10 protein-coding genes and 1 pseudogene are annotated in these 16,265 nt (G+C 73.4%); 5 read left to right on the plus strand and 6 right to left on the minus strand.

The annotated features are described in order from the left end of the window. Window positions 1-6: 6 nt before the first annotated feature. The 5 genes from IF78_RS0137640 to IF78_RS0137660 form a co-directional block, all read right to left on the minus strand. Window positions 7-813 carry a class I SAM-dependent methyltransferase gene (locus IF78_RS0137640; protein WP_031487087.1) on the minus strand — a complete coding sequence of 269 codons (807 nt, stop codon included), beginning with the start codon at window positions 811-813 and terminating at the stop codon, window positions 7-9. Then, the gene (gene rfbD, locus IF78_RS0137645) at window positions 800-1,681 is read right to left on the minus strand and encodes a dTDP-4-dehydrorhamnose reductase (RefSeq protein WP_031487088.1); all 882 of its coding nucleotides are present in this window, start codon (window positions 1,679-1,681) and stop codon (window positions 800-802) included. The genes IF78_RS0137640 and rfbD overlap by 14 nt, the downstream gene beginning before the upstream one ends. Next, complete coding sequence (gene rfbB / locus IF78_RS0137650; RefSeq protein ID WP_031487089.1) at window positions 1,678-2,667, minus strand: dTDP-glucose 4,6-dehydratase; 990 nt, start codon at window positions 2,665-2,667, stop codon at window positions 1,678-1,680. The genes rfbD and rfbB overlap by 4 nt, the downstream gene beginning before the upstream one ends. Then, entirely contained in the window at window positions 2,664-3,731 is a 1,068-nt protein-coding gene (locus IF78_RS0137655) for a glucose-1-phosphate thymidylyltransferase (RefSeq protein WP_031487090.1), read from the minus strand. Before IF78_RS0137655 ends, rfbB begins: the two co-directional genes overlap by 4 nt. A 95-nt stretch (window positions 3,732-3,826) precedes the next feature. Then, window positions 3,827-6,277, minus strand: a complete 2,451-nt coding sequence (locus IF78_RS0137660; RefSeq protein ID WP_031487091.1) for a SpoIIE family protein phosphatase — start codon at window positions 6,275-6,277, stop codon at window positions 3,827-3,829. A gap of 186 nt (window positions 6,278-6,463) precedes the next feature. Between IF78_RS0137660 and lanKC the strand changes: the two genes are divergently transcribed. The 4 genes from lanKC to IF78_RS50715 all read left to right on the plus strand — a co-directional run bounded on the left by lanKC (window position 6,464) and on the right by IF78_RS50715 (window position 12,950). Then, complete coding sequence (lanKC, locus tag IF78_RS0137665) at window positions 6,464-9,061, plus strand: class III lanthionine synthetase LanKC (protein WP_031487092.1); 2,598 nt, start codon at window positions 6,464-6,466, stop codon at window positions 9,059-9,061. Window positions 9,062-9,119: 58 nt separating this feature from the next. After that, window positions 9,120-9,236 (plus strand): SapB/AmfS family lanthipeptide, encoded by a 117-nt coding sequence (locus IF78_RS0137670; protein WP_031487093.1) that lies wholly within the window; start codon window positions 9,120-9,122, stop codon window positions 9,234-9,236. A 91-nt stretch (window positions 9,237-9,327) separates the two neighbouring features. Beyond that, window positions 9,328-11,019 (plus strand): ABC transporter ATP-binding protein, encoded by a 1,692-nt coding sequence (locus IF78_RS0137675; protein WP_031487094.1) that lies wholly within the window; start codon window positions 9,328-9,330, stop codon window positions 11,017-11,019. Beyond that, a complete protein-coding gene (locus tag IF78_RS50715) occupies window positions 11,016-12,950 on the plus strand; it encodes an ATP-binding cassette domain-containing protein (protein ID WP_031487095.1) in 1,935 nt (644 codons plus the stop codon). Before IF78_RS0137675 ends, IF78_RS50715 begins: the two co-directional genes overlap by 4 nt. On the opposite strand, the pseudogene IF78_RS50720 reads toward IF78_RS50715, so the two are convergent. Continuing rightward, window positions 12,873-13,877 (minus strand): annotated as a pseudogene (locus tag IF78_RS50720) (response regulator transcription factor); the annotation flags it as partial. The gene IF78_RS50715 and the pseudogene IF78_RS50720 overlap by 78 nt on opposite strands. 173 nt (window positions 13,878-14,050) lie before the next feature. Between IF78_RS50720 and IF78_RS0137685 the strand changes: the two are divergent. Next, window positions 14,051-16,201 (plus strand): SpoIIE family protein phosphatase, encoded by a 2,151-nt coding sequence (locus IF78_RS0137685; RefSeq protein ID WP_031487096.1) that lies wholly within the window; start codon window positions 14,051-14,053, stop codon window positions 16,199-16,201. Window positions 16,202-16,265 lie beyond the last annotated feature (64 nt).

A 16,265-nucleotide genomic window follows, 5' to 3' on the forward strand; every position in this document is an offset into this window, starting at 1 on the left:
GTGGCACTACACACGGTTGCCGGTCACCCCTTCGACCGCCGCCCGCAACGGCTCCCACCCCCGCGCCCTCCCGACGCCCACCCGGCGAGCCCGCGCCAACGGCCGCCAGAAACTCGCCCCCAGCAACACCTCCGGCGCGACCGCCCCCGCCCGGTCCAGAATCGTCTCGGGCACCTTCTGCGGATCAGGCACCTCGTACTCGGCAACGATCTCGTCGTACCGATCGCGCAGCACCGTGTTGCGACGATCGGCCCCGAAGACGACCAACTGCCCGGTCGGCTGGGTGTCGACAGGAACCGTCACCAGGTCAGGGCGGTAACGGCCCAGAATCTCGGCGATCTTGTACACGTCCCCGGTCCACGCCCCGGTGTGCCGATCCCGCGCCGCCTCGTCGACGTTGCGCGGCAGCATGTCGTCGAACACGATCACACTCGTCCAGTCCGAGTGCCGCTCGATGTTCATGAAGTCCCGCAGCGCGTACTCGAACAGATGCATGCCGTCGATGAACGACAGGTCGAGGACGGTACGCCGCCAGTACGCCAGCGGACCGCGGCCACGGCGCAGGTTGCGCAGTGGATGACGGCCGCCCTTGAGGTGGATCAGCGGATCGTGCCGGGCGAAGAAGTCGTCGCTGGTGGCCTTGACGAGGTGGACGTCGCAGCGGATCTCCGTGACGACCTTGAAGGCGGGGTCGACGGCGATGGTGGGGACGCGGGAGAGCCGGAGGCTGCGGCCGTCGTTGACGCCGATCTCCAGGTAGTTGCGGTTGCCGCTGACCTTGTGCAGTTCCTTGAGGAACTCATGGCGTTTCACGAAGGGTCTCCTTGCGGATCCGGGGCAGTGCTTCGTGCAGGGCGGTGCGCCAGTCGCGCGGTGGCGGGAAGCCGAGCCGCCGCCGACGGCCGGGCGAGAGGACGCTGTACGCCGGGCGGGGCGCGGGCCGGGGAAAGGCCTCGCTCGTGACGGGGCGCACCCGGTCGGGGTCGGCGCCGAGGAGCCGGAACACCTCGCGGGCCAGGTCGTACCAGGTGGCCTCGCCGGAGTTGGTGGCGTGCAGGACGCCGGTCGCATCATGGCCTACGCGCGAGCCCAGGTCGGCGACGAGCGCGGCGACGTCGGCGCTCCATGTGGGCTGGCCACGCTGGTCGTTCACGACGTCCACGGTGTCGCGGCGGGCCTCGAGCTCGATCATGGTGCGGACGAAACTCCGGCCGTGGACGCCGTAGAGCCAGGCGGTCCGCACCACCGCGCTCGCGGCCGGGAGTTCGTCCAGCACACCCCGCTCCCCTGCCAGTTTGGTGCGGCCGTAGGCGGTACGGGGGCCGGGAGGATCGTGCTCGGAGTAGGGGTTGCGGGCGTCCCCGGCGAAGACGTAGTCGGTGGAGAGATGGATCAGACGGGCGCCGTAGGCCGCACAGGCCCGGGCCAGCACACGCGGGCCGTCGCCGTTGACGCGCATGGCCCGTCCCTCGTCGTGCTCGGCGTCGTCCACGGCCGTGTACGCGGCGCAGTTGACGACCAGCTCGGGCAGGTGGGCGGCGATGAGGCGATCGACGGCCTCAGGGCTCGTGATGTCGAGGGCGGCATGGTCGAGGCCGGTCACCTGCTCGCCACGGCCGAGGAGTTCGTCGACCATGTCACGGCCGAGCATGCCGCCCGCTCCGGTGACCAGCCACCTCATCCGTGCCCCTCACCCGCACGGCGCTTGAGGGGCTCCCACCAGTCGCGGTGCTCGCGGTACCAGTCGACGGTGGCGGCCAGGCCCGACGCGAAGTCGTGGCGGGGGCGGTAGCCGAGTTCCGTGCGGGCCTTCGTCCAGTCCACGGAGTAGCGCAGGTCGTGGCCCTTGCGGTCCTCGACGTGCTCCACCCGGTCCCAGCCGGCGCCACAGGCCTGGAGCAACAGCGCGGTGAGGTCCTTGTTGCTCAACTCCGTGCCGCCGCCGATGTTGTAGACCTCTCCAGGGCGGCCCTCGGTGCGGACGAGGTCGACGCCATGGCAGTGGTCGTCGACGTGCAGCCAGTCGCGGACGTTGAGGCCCTCGCCGTAGAGGGGAACCCGCTCGCCGTCGAGAAGGTTGGTGATGAACAGCGGGACGACCTTCTCGGGGAACTGGTGCGGGCCGTAGTTGTTGGAACAGCGCGTGACGCGCACGTCCAGGCCGTGGGTGCGGTGGTAGGCGAGGGCGAGCAGGTCGGAGGAGGCCTTGGAGGCGGAGTAGGGCGAGCTGGGGCTCAGGCGGTCCTCCTCGGTCGCCGAACCCGTCGCGATGGAACCGTAGACCTCGTCCGTCGATATGTGCACGAAGGGTTCGACGCGGTAGCGCAGGGCCGCGTCCAGCAGGGTCTGGGTGCCGACCACGTTGGTGAGGACGAAGTCGCCGGCACCGGCGATGGAGCGGTCCACATGGGACTCGGCGGCGAAGTGCACGACCTGGTCGGCCTCGGCCATCAGTTTGTCGACCAGTCCGGCGTCCCGGATGTCTCCGCGCACGAACTCCAGGCGGGGATGGCCGAGTTCGAGGTTGTCCAGGGTGCCCGCGTAGGTGAGCTTGTCCAGCACGGTGATCCGCGGCGCGTCGGGGGCGGTGGGTGCGTCGCGGGCGAGCAGGGTGCGGACGTACGTCGAGCCGATGAAGCCGGCGGCGCCGGTGACGAGGAGATTCATGTGTGGATCTGCACCTTGCTGTGGTCTCCGAGGACGAGGCGGTGGGCGCTGGGAACGCTGGGTGCCGGGGTGACCTCGGCGTGCCGTCCGATGAGCGAGGACTCGATCCGGCCCACGCCGTCGATGGAGGCGTCCCGCAGCACGATCGAGAACTCCAACTCGCTGTCGGTGATACGGCAGTTCTCCGCGATGGAGGTGAAGGGGCCGACGTAGGAGTCCGCCACGACGGTGCCCGCGCCGACGACTGCGGGGCCCACGATGCGCGAGTTGACGATGCGCGCCCCCTCCTCGACGACCACCCGTCCGACGGTCTCAGAGGCGTCGTCGACGTCACCGTCTATGCGGCGCGCGAGGCCTTCCAGGACGGTCCGGTTCACCTCCAGCATGTCGGCGACGTTCCCGGTGTCCTTCCAGTAGCCCTTGATGACCGTGCAGCGCACGTCGGCGCGGGAGTCGATCAGATGCTGGATGGCGTGGGTGATCTCCAACTCGCCGCGCCGGGACGGCGTGATGGCTCGGACCGCTTCATGGATCACCGGTGTGAACAGATAGACGCCGACCAGGGCCAGGTCGCTCCGGGGATGCTCCGGTTTCTCCTCCAGGCCGATGACCTGGCCGAGGTCGTCGAGTTCGGCGACGCCGAAGGCGCGCGGGTCCTGGACGCGGGTGAGCAGGATCTGGGCGTCGGGGCGGTTGCCGCGGAACTCGTCGACGAGGTCGGTGATTCCGCCGACGATGAAGTTGTCGCCCAGGTACATCACGAAGTCGTCGTCGCCGAGGTAGTCACGGGCGATGAGGACGGCGTGGGCCAGTCCCAGCGGACGTTCCTGTGGGATGTAGGTGATGTCCAGGCCGAATCTGGTGCCGTCGCCGACGGCGTCCTGGATCTCCGCGGCGGTGTCGCCGACGATCACACCGACGTCGGTGATCCCGGCCTCGGCGATGGATTCCAGACCGTAGAAGAGCACGGCCTTGTTGGCCACCGGCACGAGCTGTTTGGCCGAAGTGTGCGTGATCGGCCGCAGGCGTGTACCGGCGCCGCCGGACAGCACGAGAGCCTTCATCTGCTTCACCATAGCCCGGATCTCGCCGATTTGACGGGGTCGGGATTGGCTTGTTCGTAACCGCCGCACCCCCGGGAGTTCACCGGAATCCGGCGTCACCCGCCCAACGGGATCTCGCTCCACACCTGTTTTCCGCCACTGACCGGCACCGTTCCCCAGGCCGCCGACACGGCCTCGACCAGGAGGACGCCACGGCCGCCGGTGGCCTCCCAGCTGATGCTGGTGGGCTTGACCGGGGTGCGCGGTGAGGCGTCGGCGACGGCGACGCGCATCCGGTGGTTGACGAGGGTGAGGTCGAGGCGGACCCGGCCGTCGGTGTGCACCAGGGCGTTGGTGACGAGTTCGGAGACCACGAGCAGAACGGCGTCCATGTCCCGCGGTGGCACGCCCCAGGCACGCAGGGTGCGCCGGGTGAAGCGGCGGGCGTGGCCGACGGCCTGCGGGACCCGCCAGACCGTCCAGGTCTCGCGCAGCGGGCGCACGGCCATGCCGTCGTAGCGCAGGAGGAGCAGGGCGATGTCGTCGCTGCGGCGCGCACCCACGAGCAGGGCGTCGGCGACGAGGCCGAGACGGGCGGGGTCGGAGCGGGCGAGTTCCTGAGCGAGCCGGTCCATGCCGACGTCGATGTCGGCGTCGGCCGACTCGACGAGGCCGTCGGTGGCCAGCGCGATGACCGTGCCGGGCCGCAGCGGCAGCGGGCTCATCGGGAAGTCGGCCTGCCGCAGCACGCCGAGCGGCGGGCCGCCCTCCGCCTCGGCGATCTCGATGGTGCCGTCCGGGTGACGCAGCACGGGCGGGAGGTGTCCGGCGCGCACGCACCAGGCGGAGCCCTCCTCCAGATCGACGTCGACGTAGGCGCAGGTGGCGAAGAGGTCGGTCTCCATGTCCATGAGGAGACGGTTGGCGTGGTGGACGACCACGTCCGGCGGATGTCCCTCGGCGGCATAGGCGCGCAGGGCGGTGCGCATCTGGCCCATGAGGGTGGCGGCGGCCGCGCTGTGCCCCTGGACGTCGCCGATGACGAGGGCCACGTGGTTGTCGGGCAGGGGGATCACGTCGTACCAGTCGCCGCCGACCTCCAGCCCTGCCGTGGTGGGCAGATAGCGGGCGACGGCCTCCGCGCCGGGCAGCCGGGGCAGGCGGCGCGGCAGGAGCTGGCGCTGGAGCATGCCGACGAGTTCGTGCTCGGCGTCGAAGGCGTGGGCGCGCAGCAGGGCCTGGCCCGCGAGGCCGGCGGAGGCGGTGAGCAGGGCGCGCTCGTCCGGGCCGAACTCGTGCGGGGCGTCCCAGCCGATCACGCAGGCCCCGGCCATCCGGCCCCCGGCGGGCAGCGGCAGCACGGCCAGTCCGCCGGGGCCGACATCGGCGAGGGCGGGCTCCAGCGGGGTGCCGGCCGGCCAGATCCGGGCACGGCCCTCGCGCAGGGCGGCGGCGAGGGTGGGCATGGCGCGCACGGGGGCGTCGGGCCATTCGGTACGCCATTCCTGGCGCCACAGCTCGGGCCAGGACTCGGGTTCGGGCGGGTCGAGGACGGTGACGACGAGCCGGTCGTTCTCCAGCTCGGCCAGCGCGATGCGGTCGGCGCGCAGCGGCTTGCGCAGGGCGGTGACCACGGCGTGGCTGACGTCGCGGACGGTCCCGGCAGTGGCCAGGGCGGCGGCGAGGCGCTGGACGCGGGCCACGTCGGTGACCTCGGCGCGCAGGGTGGAGGCGTCGGCGACGGTGCCGACGAGGCGGGCCGGGTGGCCCTCGCCGCCGGGCACCAGGCGGCCGCGCAGCCTGAGCCACCTGGGCGGGCCGGCCGGCTGCAGGATGCGGAACTCGAGCTCGCGGTCGCCGATGGACATGTGGTCGGCCTCGACGACGGACATCAGCGACGGCAGGTCCTCGGGCACGGTCCGGCCGAGCAGGGTCTCGACCTTGCCGTCGAAGTCGGCCGGGTCGAGACCGAAGAGCGCCAGGATGTCGTCGCCGACCTCGACGCGGCCGGTGTCCATGGCGAGGCTGAACGCGCCCGCCGCAAGCTCGCCGGCCTCGGGGACCGGAGGCCGGCCGGGGAAGGCTACGGCCGCGGCGATCAGCTCCAGGCACGTGCGGTCGTCGGTGTCGAAGCCGCCGGGGTTCTCGGTCACGGCCAGCAGGCAGCCGCTGTCGCCGCGGGTGGGGAGGGCTCCCAGGTGGAAGTCCCCGGGCGGCGCGCGTCGCGAGTCCGCGGAGTCGGCGAGCTCCTCCGGTCCGCGCCAGTCGGGTCGGCCGGTGCGATGGGCGGCGGCGACCGGCGAGTGTCCGGTCAGGGCGTAGCCGTCGCGCAGGCCGTACAGGGTCCGGGGCACACCGGCGGACTCGACCAGGCACAGCAGCTCGCCGTCCGCACTCGGCGTGTACACGGCGGCGAAGGCGGCTCCGCCGAAGACGAGCGCCTGCTCCAGGACCCGGCGCAGCCGCTCGGGCGAGTCCGGCTCGGCAGAAAGCGCCTTCAGGGCGGCCTCGACACGCGGACGCCTCGTCCTGCGTCCCGCAGCGCCCTCAGTGACCACGTCCGCCATTACAGCGCTTGTGGGCCACCTGCGCAGCCCTTGTGACCGTTCGATGGAGCGTTGACGAGGGCCGCGATCGAAACTCTCCGAACATTTCTTGACGCATGCGTTCCGCACGGCGATCTCATGACAGGCATGACTGTCCGTGCCCGCCGGCCCGCTGGAAGTCTCGGCGTTGGCCACGGAGGGGGAGGCATGGACAAGCGGTACGAGGTGTACGCGCTCGCCGACCGGCATTTCTACGAGTCGCCGGAGCACATGCCCGCGGACACGCGGGACACCGAGCGCCTGTACGAGGCGGCGCGGCGCGAGGTCCCGGACTGCTGGGACGCGGCGCGGATCGGGGACTGGCTGGCGCTCACGCCGCTCGGCACGGACGGGGCACCCCTGCCCGGCCCGGCCCAGGGCTGGAAGATCCACGCCTCCGCCACCCGGGCGAACGCGGAGCGGATCGCCGCGATCGTGTGGGACTACTGCGTTCCGCGCCGCATCCCGTTCAAGTTCGTGCCCGGCCCGCACCTGGTGCACCTGCGCAACACCAAGTACGCCGCACGTGACTCCAGCGGCAAGTTCGTCACGATCTACCCGGCCGACGAGGAGCAGCTGCACGTCGTGCTGCGCGAGCTCGGCCGGCTCCTGGAGGGCTTCGAGGGGCCGTACATCCTCACTGATCTGCGGTGGTACGACGGCCCGCTCTATGTCCGCTACGGCGCTTTCGCGCGCACCTTCGTCGTCGACGAGCGCGGCTCGCTCGTGCCGGCGGTGCTGGACGGCGACGGGAAGCGGGTGCCGGACCGGCGGGCGCCGTCCTTCCAGGTGCCGGAGTGGGTGACGCTGCCGGCCTTCCTGGAGCCGCATCTGACGGCACGCAACACGACGACGGTGGGCGAACTGCCGTACCGCATCGAGAAGGCGCTGCACTTCTCCAACGGCGGCGGGGTGTACGCGGGCACCGACACCCGGGACGGTCGCCGGGTCGTGCTGAAGGAGGGGCGGCCGCACGCGGGGCTGGCCGCCGACGGGGCGGACGCGATCGCGCGTCTGGAGCGGGAGAAGGCCGCGCTGGAGCAGGCGGCGGGGACGGGGGTCGTGCCGGAGGTGCGGGACTGGTTCACGCTCGGCGACCACCGGTTCCTCGTCATGGACTTCCTCGAGGGCCGCCCGCTGAACTCGTTCTTCGCCGAGCGGCATCCACTGCTCACCCCCGACCCCGACCCGAAGGCGGTGGCCGAGTACACGGCTTGGGCGGTGCGCATCCACGAGGCGGTGCAGCGGGCGGTGGAGGCCGTGCACGCGCGCGGGATCGCCTTCAACGACCTGCACGTCTTCAACATCATGGTCGGCCCGGACGAGGAGTCGGTGTCCCTGCTCGACTTCGAGGCGGCGGCGCCGATCTCCGAGCAGGGCCGGCAGGTGGTGGCCCATCCTGGCTTCTTCGCCCCGCCGGACCGCACCGGCGCCGACGTGGACCGCTACGCGCTGGCGTGTCTGCGGCTCGCCCTGTTCCTGCCGGTGACCACATTGTTCGTGGTCGACCGGGGCAAGGCGGCCCACCTCGCCGAGGTGATCTCACGTGAGTTCCCGGACGTGCCGCGGGAGTTCCTGGACGAGGCGGTCGCGGAGATCACGCGGGGCGCCCCGGTGCGGGCACCGTCGTACGTGGAGCCCGGGGACTGGCCGTACAGCCGCGACTCCATGGTCAAGGCGCTCCTCGCCTCGGCGACCCCCGAGCGCGAGGACCGGCTCTTCCCCGGCGACATCACGCAGTTCTCCGACGGCGGCGGCCTCGGCCTGGCACACGGTGCGGCGGGGGTGCTGTACGCGCTGGACGCGGTCGGCGCCGAGCGCTACGAGGAGGGCGAACGCTGGCTCCTGGCCCGCACCGCACCGCCGCCGACGGGCACACCGCTCGGGCTGTACGACGGTCTCGCGGGCGTCGCGCACGTCCTGGACCGGCTCGGCCACCGACAGCGCGCCCTGGACCTGATCCAGGGGATCCTCCGGGAACGGTGGCAGAACCTGTCCTCCGACCTGCACGGCGGTCTGGCCGGACTGGGCCTGGTCCTCGGCGAGTTGGCGCACACGACCGGCGAGACGGAGCTGCGGGACCGGGCCGCCGAGGTCGCCGACATCCTCGTACGACGACTCGCGCAGCCGCTTCCGGACACGCCCAAGCGGCGCCGGGCCGGGCTGTTGCGGGGTGCGAGCGGCCCCGCGCTGTTCCTGCTGCGTCAGTACGAACGGACCGGCGAGCCGCGACTGTTGGCGGCGGCCGGAGTCGCGCTCCGCCGGGACCTGGAGTGCTGCGTGACGCACCCGAGCGGCTCGTTGGAGGTCGACGAGGGCTGGCGGACGATGCCCTACCTCGGTGACGGCAGCGCGGGCATCGGGATGGTCCTGGACGACTACCTCGCCCGGGGCGACGACCCCGACGGCAAGTTCGAGCGGGCCCGCGCCGGCATTCTCACCGCCGCCACCAGCCGTTTCTATGTGCAGCCCGGCCTCTTCCAGGGCCGTGCCGGGATGATCCTGCACCTGGCCCGCACCGACGCGCCCGGAGCGACCGCCGAACGGCTCGCCGGGCAGATCGCCGGGCTCGGCTGGTTCGCGATGGACTACCAGGGCCAACTGGCCTTCCCCGGTCACCAGATGATGCGGCTGTCGATGGACCTGGGCACCGGAACGGCAGGGTGCCTGCTCGCGCTCGGCGCGGCCCTCGACGACACGGCCACCGCGCACCTGCCGTTCCTGCCGCCGCCAGGGCGGCCCCCACAGCGCGGTTCCGCGACCTGACGGAGCCGTGACCCAACCCCGTCCCCACGGGTGGACGACAACGAAGGAAGGAAACGTCATGGCACTTCTCGACCTGCAGGCGATGGAGTCCGAGGACCGCACCGAGGGCGGCGGCGCCAGCACCCTCAGCCTGCTGTCCTGCGTCAGCGCCGCGAGCCTGACGCTCTGTCTCTGACCGACGCCGTGCGTCCAAGGCCCCGGGCGGTCCGCTCCCGCGAGGGAGGGGCCGCCCGGGGTCCGGCACGGACCGGAGAGGCCGCAGCCGTATGACGGAAGCCACCAGGACGCTGACCGGACCGCTCGGCCCGGCACCCGTCCGCACTCTGGCCCTGTGCCTGGTGAGCACGGCCGCGACCGGCGCCGGCCTGCTGCTGCCCGCCGCGCTGGGCCACACCCTGGACCTGTTGCTGACCCGGGCCCCGGCGACCCGGTGGGTGCTGTACTGCGCCGGGATCGTCCTGCTGCTCGCCCTGCTCGACGCCTGCGAGACCGTGCTGCACGGCACACTCGACGCCCGCACCACCGCCTGGCTGCGCCGCCGCCTGACCCGGCACGTCCTGGCCGTGGGCCCGCGCGCCGCCGCCCGCTTCGGCCCCGGAGACCTCGTCGCCCGCCTCGTCGGCAACGCCGCCCAGGCCGGCACGGCACCGACCGGCCGCGCGGCCCTGCTCGCCGCGCTCGCCGGACCGGTCGGCGGCATCGTGGCCCTCGCCCTGATCGACCCGTGGCTCGCGGCCGTACTGCTGGCCGGAGCACCTGTGCTGGCGCTGCTGCTGCGCGCCCTCGCCCGCGACACCAGGGACTGCGTGGCCCGCTACCAGAAGGCGCAGGGGCGGATCGCGCAGGCGCTCTCGGAAGCCGTCCGCGGGCACCGCACCATCGAGGCGGCGGGTGCGGCCGACCGGGAGACGGCCCGGATCCTGCGTCCGCTGCCCGAACTGTCCGAGGCCGGGCACCGCATGTGGCGGGTGCAGGGGCGGGCCGCGGGCCGGTCGGTGGCCGTGGCCCCGCTGCTCCAGCTCGGCGTAGTCGCCGTGGCCGGGGTCCTGCTGGCCCGGCACCGGCTGACGGTCGGCGAGGTGCTCGCGGCCTCCCGGTACGCGGTCCTGGCCACCGGGGTCGGAGTGCTGGTCGGGCAGCTCGCCGGGCTGGCCCGGGCGCGTGCGGCGACGGAACGCCTCCACGAGGTTCTGGCGGAGCCCGCCCCCGGCTACGGCGAGCGCGGACTTCCGCCCGGTCCGGGCCGGCTGGAGCTGCGCGGGGTGACCGCCCGGCGCGGCGGGCGTGCCGTGCTCGACGGCGTCGACCTCGTCGTGCCCGGCGGGACGACCCTGGCCGTCGTGGGCCGGTCGGGCGCCGGCAAGTCGCTGCTCGCCGCGGTCGCCGGACGGCTGGCCGAGCCGGACGCCGGAGAGGTGCGGCTCGACGGAGTGCCGTTGCGTGACCTCACCCACGACGCGTTGCGCCGTGCCGTCGGCCACGCCTTCGAGCGCCCCGCCCTGCTGGGCGGCACGGTCGAGGAGGAGATCGGCCTCGCGCTGTCGTCCCCCTCCCCCGCCCGCGTCCGGGAGGCGTCCCGCACGGCCCACGCGGACGACTTCGTGCGCCGCCTGCCCCAGGGATACGCCACCCCCGTCTCCGCCGCCCCACGCTCCGGCGGGGAGTCCCAACGCCTCGGCCTCGCCCGGGCATTCGCCCACGGCGGCCGCCTGCTGATCCTCGACGACGCCCTCTCCAGCCTCGACACGGTGACCGAGGCCCGCATCACGGCGGCCCTCGTGAACGGCGGCCGGCACGACGGCACCCGACTCCTGATCGCCCACCGCGCCACGACCGCCGCCCGCGCGGACGCGGTGGCCTGGCTGGATGGAGGGCGGGTGCGGGCGGTGGGGCGGCACGAGGAGCTCTGGGGGATACCGGAGTACCGGGCGGTGTTCGCGGGCGAGGAGCGGGCATGACCGAGGGCGTTCACCGGCGTGGCCTCCGCTTCCTGCGGGACCGGTGGCGGGTCGTGCTGCGGCTGGGTGGCTGGTCGGTTCTGGAGACCGGGCAGACCTTCCTCACCGGATTCGCGCTCGCCCGTGGCCTGGACGCGGGGTTCCTGGCCGGGCGGATCGGGACCGGACTCGCCTGGCTCGGCGTGGCCGGACTGGCTGTGCTCGTCGCGGCGTACGGCACCGTGCGGGTGTACGACGCGGTCGCGGCGCTGGCCGAGCCGCTCAGGGACCGGCTGGTCACGCGGGTCGTCTCACGCGGGGTGCGGGAGGGGGACGCGGGATCGCTGTCCGGGCTGACCCAGCAGGTCGAGATCGCGCGGGACACCTTCGCCGGGCTGGTGATGGTGTCGCGTTCGTTCGTGTTCACCGCGGTCGGTGCGGTCGTGGGCCTGGCGTCCCTCCACCCGCTGCTCCTCCTCGTCGTCGGGCCTCCGCTCGCCGCGGGGCTGGGCCTGTTCACGGTGACGCTGCGGCCGCTGGCCCGCCGCCAGGAGGCGTTCCTCGCCGCCGACGAGGCGCTGGCCGACCGGCTGGGTGCCGTCTGCCCAGGGCTGCGGGACATCACGGCGGCCGGGGCGGAGGAGCGGGTCGCCGCCGGCACGCGGACCTGCGTCGACGCCGAGCAGCGGGCCGCCGACGCCCTCGCCCGCTGGGGTGTCCTGCGCGTGGTGTCACTGGCGCTCGGCGGCCGGCTCCCCATCGTGCTGCTCCTCGCCTGCGCACCCTGGCTCCTCGACCACGGCGTCACCGCCGGAGCGCTGGTGGGCGCCCTCGCCTACGTGACCCAGTCCTTGCTGCCGGCCCTGCACAACCTGGTCCACGGGCTGGGCACGAGTGGGTCGCGGCTGGTGGTGGTGTTGCAGCGGCTGATGCGGGAGGCGACCTGCGGTGCCGAGGCTGAAACAGTGGCCAGGACCGAGGCTGAGGCCGAAACAGGTGCCGGGGGGTGGGCCGGGGCCAAGCCCCAGCGCGAGGCTGGGGCCGAGGGCAGGGCTGAGGACGAGCGCGAACCGTCCAACCCGCCGGCCCTCTCCCTCACCTCCGTCACCTTCGCCTACGGCCCCTGCGCGACCCCCGTCATCGACGACCTGGACCTCACCCTCCCACCCGGCGCCCACCTGGCCGTCGTAGGTCCGAGCGGCATCGGGAAGTCCACGCTCGCCGCGCTGGTCGCCGGGATGGTGGAACCGCGCAGCGGCACCGTTCGGCTCCGCGGGCACCCGGTGCCCGGCCCCGAGGCCGCCGCGCTGCGGGTGCTGATCCCGCAGGAGGCGTACGTGTTCACCGGCACGCTCGCCGAGAACCTCGGGCTGCTGCGGCAGACCCCCGTACCCGAGGCGGAGCTGCTCGGCGCGGCGGAGGCCGTGGGGCTCCTCCCGTTGCTCGAAGCGCTCGGCGGGCCGACCGCGACGATCGATCCGGCGGCGCTCTCGGCGGGCGAGCGGCAGCTGATCGCCCTGACCCGGGCCTACCTGTCCCGCGCCCCGCTCGCCCTGCTCGACGAGGCGACCTGCCACCTGGACGCCCGGGCCGAGCAACGCGCGGAACGGGCCTTCGCGGACCGGCCGGGCGGCACTCTGGTGGTCGTCGCGCACCGCATCGGCTCGGCCCGCCGCGCCGACCGGGTCCTGGTCATGGACGGCCCGCACACGGCGTACGGCACACACGACGAACTCCTGCGCCGCTCGCCGACGTACCGTGATCTCGTGGGCGGCTGGACGCCCGCGCCGTCACAGCCAGCCCTCGCCCTGCGAGATCCGGATCGCGTCGACGCGGTTGCGGGCACCGGTCTTGCGGGTGATGGCGGCCATGTAGTTGCGCACGGTCCCGTGGGACAGGTGCAGGCTCCCCGCGATCTCCGCCACCGAGGCTCCCTCGGCGGCGAGGGATAACACGCTCAGCTCCCGTCTGGTCAGCGGCATCTCGGCGGCCTTGAGGAAACCGAAGCCCAGCGAGTCGTCGACGAAACGTTCCCCCTGGGCGACGCGCCGGATCCCGTGCACGAGTTTCTCCGGCGAACTCTCCTTGTCGACGTAGCCGAGCGCCCCGGCCTCGGCGGCCCGTTTCAGCAGGCCCGGCCTGTTGGCGCCGGCGAGCACGAGCAGCCGTGGCGGTGTCCGGCCCGCCTCGCGCGCGCAGAGCTCACCGAGGGGCGGGATGCCGTAGGTGTCCGAGCAGTCGAGGTCGGCCGCGCAGACATCCGGACGTACGGATCGCAGACGGCCGGGGGCACCGTGCCACGAGGCGTCGAACACCCCTAGGTCCGGTTCCCGGCGGAGCCAATCCGCCAGGACCGATCTGACCAGACACTCGTCATGCACCAGAAGCACCCGGATCACTTCCCGTCCCTTCGGCTCGCCGTACACCGGTTCCGTGCTGAGAGCGCGTGCCCAATTGTTCATGCTCGGCACCGCCGCCGGGCGCGGAGAACCGGCCATCAGGGTGCGCGGGGGCGCACGCGCGGCGCCCGTACGCTGGGCCGCGCTTCGAATGCGGGGGCATGGGCTGGGAGCGAGGGGGTAAACGGCGGCATCCGCCGCGGCGCGGGCACCAGTGCGCCGGAGCGGGAGTCCCGCCGGCGCGGGGCGGCGCCCAACCGCGCTCGCGGGGCACGCCACCGCCCGCTCCACCGGCGTCCCACCTGACCCTCGCCCGCACCCACCGCCCGCTCTTCCGACACCCCACCGCACCCGCGCCTGCTCCGGCACCGGCGCGGGCCGGCGCCCACCCGCGCTCGCGGGGCACCCCACCGCCTGCTCACCCGGCGCCTCAACGCACACTCCCCTGCGCCCCACCGCCCGCCCTTCCGGCACCCCCATCGCACCCGCACCCCCTCCCGCACCGCGCGCCAGCCCGCGCCGCACCTCACGCTCACCCGCACCCCGCCCCCCGCTCGCCGTGCGGGAAGGGCCGTGAGGGGGGAGATTTGAGCCCTGGGGCCCGGCTCGCGTGAGCGGCCCGGGTCGCCTCCGGGACGCGCCCGTGCGAGGAGGTGGTCGGCGTGCCCGACGGGCAGACGTCCGCCCAGGCGCCGGCGGCCGCACGGACGCGGGTCGGCCGGCCGCTGCTGTCACTGGCGCTGGCCTCGATGATGGACGAGGTGCACGCGCACTCCGGTGCCGTGTATCTGCTGGCGGCCGACGAGCCCGTACTGGAGATGGCGGTGATGGCGGGCCTGCCCCGGGCGTTCGCGGCGCCGTGGGAGCGGGTCGGGCTGAGCGCGCCGATCCCGGTGGCCGAGGCGGTGCGGGAGCGGCGGCTCGTCTGGGTCGGGGGCGAGGAGGACATGGCGGCGAGGTATCCCCGTATCGCCGTCGTCCTGCCGTATCCGTTCGCGCTCGCCGCGCTGCCCGTGGCCACCGAGACGACCGCCTACGGGGCGATCTTCGTGACCTGGCCCGGTTCGCATCCCCCCGAGTTGTCGGACCGGGAGCGGGAACATCTGACGGCCGCCTGCCGGCGGCTCGCGGTGCGGCTGGAGCGGGCCATGGAGGACAGCCGCCCTCCGCTGCCCGAGCCCGACCTGGTCGCCGGGCCCGCGTTCAGCGGCCCCGCCGGCACGCTCGGCACGGTGGAGGCGGCACGCATGGTGTCGCGGCTGCCGTACGGGCTGTGCTCGCTCGATCTGCACGGCCGGATCAGCTTCGCCAACCCGGCGGCGGCCGAGCTGATCGGCCTTCCGGTCAACCGGCTGCTCGGCAACCAGCTGTGGGCGACGGTGCCCTGGCTGAACGACCCGGTGTACGAGGACCGTTACCGGGCGGCCCTGATGAGCCAGCACACCACGTCGTTCGTGGCGCTGCGACCGCCCGGGGACTGGCTGTCGTTCCGCATGTATCCGAGCACGACCGGCCTGAGCGTGCGCATCAGCCGGGCCCGCGCGGTGGCCGAGATGGGCCGCAGCGAACCACGGCCGAACGACACGCCGGCCCGGCTGGTGACGATCTCGCAGGTGCTGAGCCTGGCCGGTGCGCTCACCGAGGCGGCCGGCGTGCAGGACGTGGTGCAGCTCGTCGCGGACGAGATCGTCCCGGCCGTCGGCAGCCAGGCACTGGTCGTGCTGGGGTCGCAGGCGGGCCGGCTGCATGTGCTCGGTCACCGCGGCTATCCGGATCCGCAGATCGTGGAGCGGTTCGACGGGATGCCGTTGACCGAGCGGACGCCGGGGGCCCACGCCCTCACCACCGGGGTGCCCGCGTTCTTCGATTCGCAGCAGGAGTTGGAGCGGCTGTATCCGGCGCGGCACGCGACCCCCGACGGCTTCGCGGCCTGGGCGTATCTGCCGCTGATCGCCTCCGGCCGACCGGTCGGCACCTGTGTGTTCGCCTACGCCGAGCCGCATCCCTTCCCGGCGGACGAGCGGGCGGTCCTGACCAGCCTGGGCGGGCTGATCGCGCAGGCGCTGGAGCGGGCCCAGCTGTATGACGCCAAGCACCAGTTGGCGCACGGTCTGCAGGCGGCCCTGCTCCCCCACTCGCTCCCGGAGCTGCCCGGCATCGAGGCGGCCGCGCGCTATCTGCCCGCCACCCAGGGCATGGAGATCGGCGGCGACTTCTACGACCTGGTGCCGACGGAAGAGGGCCTGACGGCGGCGGTGATCGGGGACGTGCAGGGCCACAACGTCACCGCGGCCGGCCTGATGGGCCAGATCCGTACCGCGGTACGGGCGTACACGACCGTCGGTCAGGCGCCTGAAGAGGTCATGCGCAGCACCAACCGGCTGCTGCTCGACCTCGGTTCCGACCTGTTCGCCAGCTGTCTGTACCTGCGCCTCGACCCGGCGCACGGGCGGGCGGTGATGGCCCGCGCCGGGCATCCGCCGCCGCTGCTGAGAAGGCCGGACGGACGGGTGCGGGTGCTCGACCTCGCGGGTGGGCCGCTGCTGGGCATCGACGGCTCGCCCGCCTATCCCACGACGGAGGTCGACCTCGCACCCGGCGGTGTGCTCGTCCTCTACACGGACGGACTGATCGAATCCCCCGGCGTCGACATCGAGGACGCGCTCGCCGATCTGGGCCAGGTGCTCACCGAGGCCGGGGAGCGCCCGCTCGACGAGCTGGCGGATCTGCTCGTCCGGCACAGCGGATCGGTGCGCGAGCGGGTCGACGACGTGGCGTTGCTGTTGCTGCGGGCTCGGGGCTGACGGTTGTGGTGCCGACGGAGTGCTGACGGGCGTGGTGGCGGAAGGCTCACGGGCGGAGGACCAC

This window comes from Streptomyces bicolor (genome assembly GCF_000719285.1).
Classification (GTDB): domain Bacteria; phylum Actinomycetota; class Actinomycetes; order Streptomycetales; family Streptomycetaceae; genus Streptomyces; species Streptomyces bicolor.